This window comes from Streptococcus handemini (genome assembly GCF_040984445.1).
Lineage (GTDB): Bacteria > Bacillota > Bacilli > Lactobacillales > Streptococcaceae > Streptococcus > Streptococcus handemini.
Genome location: NZ_JBFRYH010000065.1, coordinates 1 through 9,987, shown reverse-complemented (window position 1 = coordinate 9,987; position 9,987 = coordinate 1). Strand labels below are relative to the sequence as shown.

Here is a 9,987-nt window from a genome sequence, read left to right as displayed (position 1 = left end):
CCTTGCGTCAAAATATGACAGGGGCTAAACAACATAATCATTGGAAATTGTTGGCTATGAGACGAACTATTGAAACTCGATTTTCAGAACTTTGTGCTCTTTTTGATGTCGAACAGACATTAACTAGAAGCTTAACAGGATTGCAGTTGAGAATTGAACAAATTATACTTGCTTATAATTTGAGATACTTTGAGATTAACTAGCACCACGAGTATACTTAATAAAATTCATAAATAGCGATATAACAATGCTATGATAAACGAACTCACCTTTCCCAAATCAATGAATTAAAGCAGACACTAAGAGATAAATGCAAAGCCGAGCATCATAGAAAAATTCAGGCTCTTATTCTTTACTCTGAATGCCATAATTTAACAGCTGTCGCTAAATCAGTAGGCTTTGTTCACCAAACCGTACGAAATTTATTGAATCGCTACCTAGACGGAGGCTTACAGGCTCTTCTCAAAGAGAATCGTGGCGGACGCCGTCGTGCCTACATGACCCCTGAAGAGGAAGAACGTTTCCTCAACGAACAGCTTTCTTCTGCTTTGAATGGAGAATTTGTGACAGTCAACTTTCTCTTTCAAGCTTACCAAGAACAAGTTGGTCGCAAAACGACTCGCGAAGGTTTTTATGCTCTTTTGAAACGCCACGGTTGGCGTAAGGTTAGCCCTCGTCCTCAACATCCTAAAAAAGCAGACGCCAAAAGGAGTATGACCTCATGTTCATACCACTATATCCGAGAATATCGCTATTGTTATGGTGCTATAGATGCTCATATAGGAGAAGCTTTTTTTATCATTGCTGGGGATTGTAATACAAACTGGATGAATGAGTTTCTCAAGCAATTATCAGCAGCTTACCCCAATGATTACATTTTATTAGTGATGGACAATGCCGTGTGGCATAAATCGAGCACTTTAGAGAAACTTGCCAACATTGGCTACCCTATACACCTGAAACGAATTCCATTGAACAAGTCTGGGCTAAGATTCGCAAACGTGGTTTTAAGAATAGGGTATTTATAACATTAAATGAGGTCATTGGTAAACTGCAAGAGGTCATTCAAACTTTGTCTCCTTGTCAACTAAAGTCGATTGTACATAGAGAATGAATAACAGCTATTTTTGATTTTGAATGAGTATAAAATAAAAAATACTTGATTTTTTTTATTTTTATGATAAAATTAACTAGTTAACTAAGTGATTAAGGGTAGGTATATGAGATGGAACAATTAGCTCATCAGATTGATCGGAGTTTACATGAGATTATACTGAGTTCGGAGAATCAGTTAGAGATTTTAGTGGGAACTTGTCAAAGTGAAATGCGTTTGACCAATACTCAAGAGCACATTTTGATGTTGATTGAGGACAATGCATTTACAAATAAGGAAATTGCAAAACAGCTGAATGTTAGTCAGGCTGCCATTACAAAAGCGATTAAGGCCTTGATTGCTCAAGACTTATTAGTTGCTGTTCGGGACGGTCGAGATGCGAGAATTGTACGGTATAGCTTGACGGATGTGGCTAAGCCAATTGCTGCAGAGCATGCTCATCACCATGCTCATACGCTGGCCTCTTATGAGGAATTAGTTGGCCATTATTCAGAAGAAGAGCAAGTGATTATTGGGCGTTTTTTGACTGATTTAGTAAAAAAGATTCGGAAGGAAGTATGAGATATATTACAGTAGAGGATCTATCCTTTGTATACGATCAAGAACCCGTTTTAGAACATATCCATTATCATCTCGATAGTGGAGAATTTGTGACATTGACAGGTGAAAATGGAGCAGCAAAGACTACCTTAATCAAAGCTACTTTAGGTATTTTAAAGCCCAGAAAGGGTAAAGTCACGATTTCGGAGACGAGTGTTACTGGGAAAAAGCTAAGAATGGCTTATTTGCCTCAGCAGATTGCAAGTTTTAATGCTGGTTTCCCAAGTACGGTCTATGAATTTGTCAAATCAGGACGTTATCCTCGGCAAGGGTGGTTCCGGCGCTTGACGAGCCATGATGAGGAGCACATTCAGACGAGTTTAGAGTCTGTTGGGATGTGGGAGCACAAAGATAAACGGCTCGGTTCTTTGAGTGGTGGTCAGAAGCAACGGGCGGTGATTGCTCGCATGTTTGCCTCGGATCCGGATATTTTTATTTTGGATGAGCCTACAACAGGGATGGATAGTGGAACAAAGGCTGCTTTTTATGAGTTGATGCACCATAGTGCGAAAAAGCATGGGAAATCTATTTTGATGATTACGCATGATGCGGATGAATTACGCAACTATGCTGACCGAAATATTTATCTCGTACGAGATCAAGCTTCTCCTTGGCGTTGTTTTAATGTGCATGATAAGGAAGAGAGGGTAACGCATGGTTAATGTGTTTGATTTCTCGATATTTCATTATGAATTTATGCAGCGGGCCTTTCTAGCCATTATTGCGATGAGTTTGTTTTCCCCGATATTGGGTGTGTTTTTGATTTTGCGCCGTCAGAGTTTGATGAGTGATACACTCAGTCACGTATCGTTAGCTGGTGTGGCCTTTGGACTTGTTTTGGGAATCTCCCCTACTATTTCGACAATCTTAATCGTCATTGTCGCAGCAATCTTTTTGGAATATTTACGAACCTTATATAAGAGTTTTATGGAGATTGGAACAGCTATTCTGATGTCCACAGGTCTTGCAGTTTCATTGATTGTCATGAGTCGTTCAGGCGGTAAAAGTAGTTTGAGCTTAGAGCAGTATTTGTTTGGGTCAATTGTGACCATTAGCCAGGAGCAGGTGATTGCCTTGTTTGCGATTGCAGCGGTTGTGTTAATCTTAACCCTGCTCTTTTTACGCCCTATGTATATTTTGACCTTTGATGAAGATACAGCTTTTGTAGATGGCTTACCTGTTCGTGCCATGTCTATTGCTTTTAATATAGTGACAGGAGTCGCTATTGCGCTCATGATTCCAGCAGCAGGAGCTTTACTGGTTTCGACGATTATGGTCTTGCCCGCTTCGATTGCTCTTCGCTTAGGGAAAAGTTTTAAAAGGGTGATTGGAATTGGGATGCTAACTGGATTTGTCGGAATGCTTTCTGGCCTGTTTATGTCTTATTATGCGGAAACGCCAGCCAGTGCTAGTATCACCTTGATCTTTATTGGAATCTTCTTGCTCGTCAATTTGGTTAATAAATGGAAAAGATAGGAGAAATGATGAAAAAAGTTTTAGTAGCGATGATGGGACTCTGTCTCATTTTGTTAGCAGCATGTGGTTCAAAGCCAGAATCTGCTAAGAAGAATCTTCAAATTGTAACGACCTTTTATCCAGTCTATGAATTTACCAAGCAAGTAGTGGGAGATGAGGCTGATGTTGCTCTCTTGGTAAAAGCAGGGACAGAGCCACATGATTTTGAACCTTCAGCCAAGAATATTGCAGAAATTCAAGAAGCAGATGTTTTTGTCTATGAAAATGAAAATATGGAAACGTGGGTACCAGATGTGTTGACATCTGTTGATACTAAAAAAGTCAATGTGATTAAGGCGACAGAAGGGATGCTTCTCTTACCTGGTGGTGAGGAAGAGGAGGAGCATGATCATGGGGAAGAAGGTCATCATCATGAATTTGATCCTCATGTGTGGCTGTCACCAGAGCGAGCTGTTCGTCTTGTAGAGGCGATTCGTGATGGATTGGTTGCCAAATATCCAGACAAAAAAGAAGTATTTGAAAAGAATGCGGCTGCTTATATGCAAAAATTAGAAGCGTTGCATGCAAATTATCAAAAGACCTTGTCAAATGCTAAACAGAAGTATTTTGTAACCCAACACACAGCTTTTGCCTATCTAGCATTGGATTATGGTTTGAAACAGGTATCTATTACAGGAGTATCTGCGGATCAAGAACCAACTCCGTCTCGTTTGGCAGAATTGACGAAATATATCAAACAGTATGGGATTAAGTATATTTATTTTGAAGAAAATGCTTCAAAAGCGGTAGCTGAAACCCTGTCAAAAGAAACAGGTGTAGAATTAGCAGTTTTAAATCCATTAGAAAGTTTGACAGACGAGGACGTCAAAAATGGAGCAGATTATCTTTCTGTCATGGAAGAAAATTTGAAGGCTTTAGAAAAAACAACGAGTCAAGCTGGATCAGAGGTTCAACCAGAATCTGGGGAAGAGACAACCAAGACAGTCTATGCAGGTTATTTTGAAGATACTGCGGTGAAAGACAGAACCTTATCAGATTACGCTGGAGAATGGCAGTCTGTGTATCCGTATCTCGTAGATGGTACTTTTGATCAAGTCTTTGACTATAAAGCGAAATTAAGTGGTCAGATGACAGCAGAAGAATACAAGGCTTATTATGACAAGGGCTATAAGACAGATGTTGAACACATTGCTATCACAGATGATACCATGGAATTTGTTGTCAAGGGGCAGTCTGAAAAGTATACCTATAAATATGTTGGTTATAAAATCTTGAACTATAAGAAAGGAAATCGTGGTGTTCGTTTCTTGTTTGAAGCGATCGATGCCAATGCAGGACGGTTCAAGTATGTTCAGTTTAGTGACCACAATATTGCTCCGGTAAAAACAGGCCATTTCCATATCTACTTTGGTGGAGAGAGCCAAGAAAAATTATTGGAAGAATTGGATAATTGGCCAACCTATTATCCAGATGAGATGACAGGTCTTGAAATCGGTCAAGAAATGTTAGCGCATTAAAGAGTAGTGAACTGAGGCTGGGATTAGTTGTCCTAGCCTCAGTTTTATGGACTATCGTAGTTGGTTTTCCTCAAGTTATTTTTGAGTAGGAATAGTTGACAAATTTCAGTTACAAGTGTAAACTTTAGGATGAAGGAGGTGCTGTAATGGAACAAATGATATCAGCTGCTGAGTGGCAGGTGATGCGTGTGATTTGGGCTCGTCCAGGGCGTACCTCGAGTCAGATTATCTTGGCTTTACAAGAAGGATTTGACTGGCAAGTTTCGACTGTCAAGACGCTCTTAGGCCGACTGCGGAAAAAATCCTATCTGGAGATGAAAAAAGTGAGTGGCCAGTACTACTATTATCCTTTGATAGAGGAAAAAGAGCATGTGCAGCTACAACTTCAACTGTTACTGAATACGATGTGCTCTACTAAGCACGGTGAGTTAGTTGGTCAGCTCTTAGAATTGGGACATTTTTCGCGTTCAGATTTGCAAAGCCTAGGAGAACGAATCGTACAACAAGAATTATCAGCACCTGAACAAATTGCCTGCCATTGTTTGGCAGGTCAGTGTACTTGTCATCATCATCATAAGGAGAATACCCATGCAAAAAATTAAGTTACGCAATCTATCGTGCCAAAATTGTGTCAGACATGTAAAGGAGCATTTTCAGGCTATGTCTGGTGTAGAGGGAGTATCGATTGATTTAACACACCAAATTGCAACAGTAGCGACAAGCGTTAACCATACGCTATCTGATTATCAAGCAAGCCTTGCTGATACAGTTTATGAAGCAGTTGAGATAGTGAGTTAAGAAAAAGCCATGATTCAACAGATGTTATTCTGCTGATTTCATGGCTTTTTGTTTGTTGTTGCTTAGTTGGTGAACGAAGTTTTCCAGCGGTATGATTTGTTTTTGAACTTCAATCCTATCCCAAAAACCGTTTCTTTTTTTGTGGGATCAGATAGGAATGAAGATGTGTCCCCTCGTCCATTAAATCTTTATCATTTCGTGCAAGAGTTACACCGTCAATGGGGAGTATCTGCTCCATAAGAGTTATCATCTCTTGCTCTAGCTCTGCTAGCTCATGAAGAAGGTGTAAGGGGAGTTCAGACAGGCTGGTGAATGGTCTTTACTGATAATCAAGACATGCCCTGTCTGAATGGGGTCTATATCCCAAACCAGTTTGAAATGTCTGCTTTGATAAAGAATGGACTCCTCTGAAATATCGTGACAAAAGATACAAGTCATGCGCTGCCTCCCTTTTTAAGATGAGATAGTAAAAACTGAGAGCAAGTCCCAGTTTTTATGGTTAATAAGTAATAACGAAATATTTTTTCTTTCCACGGCGGATAACGGTCAATTCGTTTTCGAGTTTGTCAGCTTCTGTCAATGTATAGTCAAGATCCTGTATACGCTCTCCGTTAATGTAAATCGCTCCATTTTGGACATCTTCACGAGCTTGACGCTTAGAATTCACAACACCCGCAGTCACAAGGAGTTCAACAAGGTTGAGATCATCCTCTGCTGTTACAGTGTAGTTTGGCACACCACGAAGTCCTTGTTTGAGTTCTTTGACAGAAAGATTTTTGATATTGCCTGCAAATAGTTGCTCGGTAATGTTTAGCGCTTCTTGATAGGCTGCTTCACCATGGACTAATGTTACAACTTCACGAGCCAGGATTTTTTGCGCTAGGCGCTCATGAGGTGCTGCTTCAAATTGTTTTCGGATTTCTTCGATTTCGTCAAGTGGTAAGAAGGTGAAAATTTTCAAGAAACGAATGGCGTCGGCATCCATGACATTCATCCAGAATTGGTACATTTCATACGGTGATGTCTTATCAGCATTGAGCCAAACAGCATTTCCTTCGGATTTTCCGAATTTTTTACCAGTTGCATCGGTAATGAGAGGGACAGTGATGACATGTCCAGTCTTATCTGCCTTGCGGCGGAGCAATTCTGTTCCGGCAGTCATATTGCCCCATTGGTCACTTCCGCCAATTTGGAGAGTGACATTATGCAAGCGATTGAGTTCATAGAAGTCAAATCCTTGCATGATTTGGTAGGCAAATTCTGTGTAGGAAATCCCTGTTTCAATCCGTTTTTTGACGGACTCCTTGCTCATCATGTAGTTGACAGTGAAGTACTTGCCGACATCGCGCAAGAAATCAATAAAGCTAATGCTGCCGAACCAATCATAGTTGTTGGTCATAACAGCCTTGTTATCCCCATTTTCAAAATCAAGAAAACGTTCTAGTTGAGCTTGGATACTTCTTACCCAGCCATCCACTGTATCTTTTGTTTGCAAGCTACGTTCAGCATCTTTGAAAGAAGGGTCGCCAATCAAACCAGTCGCGCCTCCTACAAGAGGGTATGGTTTGTGCCCTGCGAGTTGCAAGTGACGGCAGACGAGAATTGGGACCAAATGTCCTAAGTGTAGACTGTCTGCAGTAGGATCGTAGCCTGAATAATAAGAGACTTGACCTTCTTCTAGGGCTTTTCGCAAAGCATCTTCATCTGTGGTTTGAAAAACCAAGCCACGTTCTTTTAGCTCATCAAAAATGTGCATGTCTCTTCTCCTCTTTAAGTTTTTTTGTTAGCTTCCATTGTACCATATTTTCCGAAAAATCGTGTAGGAAAATTTCGTAAAATCCGAAAAAATGTGATAAAATAGGGAGAATAAGGAGTTTTGTATGACGACTAAATTACCGAAGAAAAAAGACAAAAACGAAGTAGACGGCTATATCACTGTTAGTGATATAGCTGGTATTGGTCTGCGCACGTTAAAATTGTTAGTCGATTTTGGAGCCATTTTACTATTTTTACTTGGAGTGTTGGGAGCAGGTCTTGGTTTTGGCTATGTTGCTAGTTTATTCGATAAAGTGGAAGTACCTGACTCTACAGATTTGGTCAAGCAAGTAACAGCGATTAGTCGGATTTCAAAAGTGGTTTATGCAGATGGAAGCGTGATTTCAGAAGTTAACTCTGATTTGCTACGCCTTCCTGTTGAGGGTGAGGCTATTTCAGATAATGTGAAACATGCCGTCATTGCGACTGAGGATGCAACCTTTGAAAGTCATGCTGGTGTAGTTCCCAAGGCAGTCTTGCGAGCGGCGCTCGGTTCTGCAGGTCTTGGATCGTCAAGTGGTGGTTCGACATTGACCCAGCAGCTGATTAAGCAGCAGATTGTTGGAGATGCACCGACCTTTAGTCGGAAGGCAAATGAAATTGTATCGGCTCTTGCCTTAGAGCGGACGATGAGTAAGGAAGAGATTTTAACGACCTACTTAAATGTTTCTCCCTTTGGACGGAACAATCAAGGACGCAATATAGCAGGGGTTGAGGCGGCAGCGAAAGGGATTTTCGGAAAATCTGCTAAGGAGTTGACTGTTCCGCAAGCAGCGTTTATTGCTGGTTTGCCACAAAGTCCGATTGTTTATACGCCCTACTCTGCCACAGGTGGGTTTAAGTCAGATGAAAATATGGCTTATGGAATTGCTCGTTCAAAAGAAGTCTTATATAACATGTACCGCACAGGATACCTGACAAAGGAAGATTATGAGACGTATGTCGCCTATGATATAAAACAAGATTTTATTGCCCCTGCGCCAGTGACGAAGGATACAAAAGATTTTCTTTACTATGCGGTGATGGAAGAAGCGCAAGAAGCGATGTATCAGTATCTAGTCAAGCGCGATAAGGTGTCTGATAATGATTTAAAAAATGACAAAACCGTGGCGGCTTATGAGGAATTAGCACAGCAAGAGTTGAGTCAAGGTGGCTACACTGTAACAAGTACCGTTGACAAGACCATTTACCAGACAATGCAGAATATCGTTGCAACTTATGGCTACATCTTGGATACAGGTCCTGGTTTTGTTGAAACGGGAACGGTTCTGTTAGATAATAAAACAGGAGCTATTCTTGGATTTATTGGTGGTCGAGATTACACGAGCAATCAGAATAACCATGCACTTCATACTAAGCGCTCTCCAGGTTCAACGGTTAAGCCATTTTTAGCTTACGGTGTGGCTATTGACCAAGGAATGATGGGCTCAGCCAGTGTCTTATCCAATTATCCGACAACTTTTTCTGATGGCATGCAGATTATGCATGGTACAAGCAGAGGGACGGGGAAGATGAATTTGCAAGATGCGCTCAACGTATCTGCGAATATCCCAGCTTTTTGGACCTATAAAATGTTGCGTAATGCAGGTGTTAATGTCAAGTCTTATATGGATAAGATGAACTATGATATTGATTTGTATGACATCGAAAGTTTGCCATTAGGAGGCGGTATCGAGACGACTGTTGTGGACAATACAAACGCCTATCAAGCATTGGCAAATGGCGGAGTATACAATAAGCATTATATCGTTGAAAAAATTACAGCACACGATGGAACAGTGGTGTATGAGCATGAAGCGAAGCCTGTTCAAGTTTACTCAAAAGCAACGGCGAGCATTATGACGAACCTACTTCATGGACCGATTACATCAGGAATTACAACGAGCTTCTTGAGCCAGCTATCAGGAATCAATCCAAAAGCAGCAAGCAGTGATTTGATTGGTAAAACAGGTACAAGTAACGACTATGTTGATATTTGGTTGATGCTTGCGACACCGCAGTTTACAATCGGGACGTGGGCTGGAAATGACGAGAATTTAGAGATGGATTCTCTGTCTAGTTATAGCAATAATGCCCAATATATGGCTTATCTAATGAGTGCGTTGCATCAGGTTAATCCGTCGCTGTTTGAAGGTCGCTTCCAGTTAGATGATAGTGTGGTGGCTTCTAGCGTACTTGCTTCAACAGGACAACGGCCAGCTAGTGTACAGGTCAATGGAGTGACAATTACCCCTCCAGGTCCACTTATTACGAGCTACTGGGCTAAGAACGGCGCCCCTACAACAGATTATCGCTTTATGATTGGCGGGACAGAAAGCGATTATTATCAGGCTTGGAGTAGTTTGTTACCACCACCCCCAAGTTCAAGTAGTAGCACGAAGAAATCCTCTAGTCGCTCTTCAACAGGTTCGACCACCTCGTCGTCACCATCGACAACTATTCCAGGTAGCAGTTCGAACCCGTAAACAAACTAGAGAAGTAATCAGCTAGAGGACAGATTCCTTTTGAGAATTGTACCTCAAGCTGATTTTTTTATTGACGACAAATTGTAAAATATAGTGCAACAAAAAAACTCATAGGGTTTCTTTCGTGTAAACTGTAAGTAACGACACCAACAGAACACGAGGGAACCTATGAGCTACTCACATTTTACCATAAAAGAGCGAC

The 9,987-nt window shown here is 41.0% G+C and carries 10 protein-coding genes and 2 pseudogenes; 9 read left to right on the top strand and 3 right to left on the bottom strand.

Going from position 1 to position 9,987, the window contains the following annotated elements; all coding sequences use genetic code 11:
- From ABPH35_RS09120 to ABPH35_RS09085, 8 genes and pseudogenes are all read left to right on the top strand, one after another.
- A pseudogene (locus tag ABPH35_RS09120) lies at positions 1 to 203 on the top strand (IS982 family transposase); the annotation flags it as partial.
- Between the two features lie 75 nt (positions 204 to 278).
- Positions 279 to 1,114, top strand: a pseudogene (locus ABPH35_RS09115) (transposase).
- 111 nt (positions 1,115 to 1,225) lie between these two features.
- On the top strand, positions 1,226 to 1,675 hold the full coding sequence (locus ABPH35_RS09110; protein WP_349989438.1) for a zinc-dependent MarR family transcriptional regulator: 450 nt from the start codon (positions 1,226 to 1,228) through the stop codon (positions 1,673 to 1,675).
- On the top strand, positions 1,672 to 2,376 hold the full coding sequence (locus tag ABPH35_RS09105; protein WP_349989437.1) for a metal ABC transporter ATP-binding protein: 705 nt from the start codon (positions 1,672 to 1,674) through the stop codon (positions 2,374 to 2,376). The genes ABPH35_RS09110 and ABPH35_RS09105 overlap by 4 nt, the downstream gene beginning before the upstream one ends.
- On the top strand, positions 2,369 to 3,190 hold the full coding sequence (locus ABPH35_RS09100) for a metal ABC transporter permease (RefSeq protein WP_349989436.1): 822 nt from the start codon (positions 2,369 to 2,371) through the stop codon (positions 3,188 to 3,190). The genes ABPH35_RS09105 and ABPH35_RS09100 overlap by 8 nt, the downstream gene beginning before the upstream one ends.
- A gap of 8 nt (positions 3,191 to 3,198) precedes the next feature.
- The gene (locus ABPH35_RS09095; RefSeq protein WP_349989439.1) at positions 3,199 to 4,707 is read left to right on the top strand and encodes a zinc ABC transporter substrate-binding protein AdcA; all 1,509 of its coding nucleotides are present in this window, start codon (positions 3,199 to 3,201) and stop codon (positions 4,705 to 4,707) included.
- A gap of 146 nt (positions 4,708 to 4,853) precedes the next feature.
- On the top strand, positions 4,854 to 5,309 hold the full coding sequence (locus tag ABPH35_RS09090; RefSeq protein WP_349989435.1) for a CopY/TcrY family copper transport repressor: 456 nt from the start codon (positions 4,854 to 4,856) through the stop codon (positions 5,307 to 5,309).
- Complete coding sequence (locus tag ABPH35_RS09085) at positions 5,296 to 5,505, top strand: heavy-metal-associated domain-containing protein (RefSeq protein ID WP_349989434.1); 210 nt, start codon at positions 5,296 to 5,298, stop codon at positions 5,503 to 5,505. Before ABPH35_RS09090 ends, ABPH35_RS09085 begins: the two co-directional genes overlap by 14 nt.
- 115 nt (positions 5,506 to 5,620) lie before the next feature.
- Here the strand turns inward: ABPH35_RS09085 and ABPH35_RS11020 are convergent, their stop codons facing one another.
- The 3 genes from ABPH35_RS11020 to tyrS form a co-directional block, all read right to left on the bottom strand.
- Positions 5,621 to 5,743, bottom strand: a complete 123-nt coding sequence (locus tag ABPH35_RS11020) for a hypothetical protein (RefSeq protein ID WP_405054576.1) — start codon at positions 5,741 to 5,743, stop codon at positions 5,621 to 5,623.
- Between the two features lie 29 nt (positions 5,744 to 5,772).
- Positions 5,773 to 5,943, bottom strand: coding sequence for an HIT family protein (locus tag ABPH35_RS11015; RefSeq protein ID WP_405054575.1), 171 nt, complete (start codon positions 5,941 to 5,943; stop codon positions 5,773 to 5,775).
- Positions 5,944 to 6,004: 61 nt separating this feature from the next.
- Positions 6,005 to 7,261, bottom strand: a complete 1,257-nt coding sequence (tyrS, locus tag ABPH35_RS09075; RefSeq protein ID WP_349989433.1) for a tyrosine--tRNA ligase — start codon at positions 7,259 to 7,261, stop codon at positions 6,005 to 6,007.
- Positions 7,262 to 7,385: 124 nt separating this feature from the next.
- On the opposite strand from tyrS, the gene pbp1b reads away from it, so the two are divergent.
- Entirely contained in the window at positions 7,386 to 9,785 is a 2,400-nt protein-coding gene (gene pbp1b / locus ABPH35_RS09070; RefSeq protein ID WP_349989432.1) for a penicillin-binding protein PBP1B, read from the top strand.
- Positions 9,786 to 9,987: the final 202 nt, after the last annotated feature.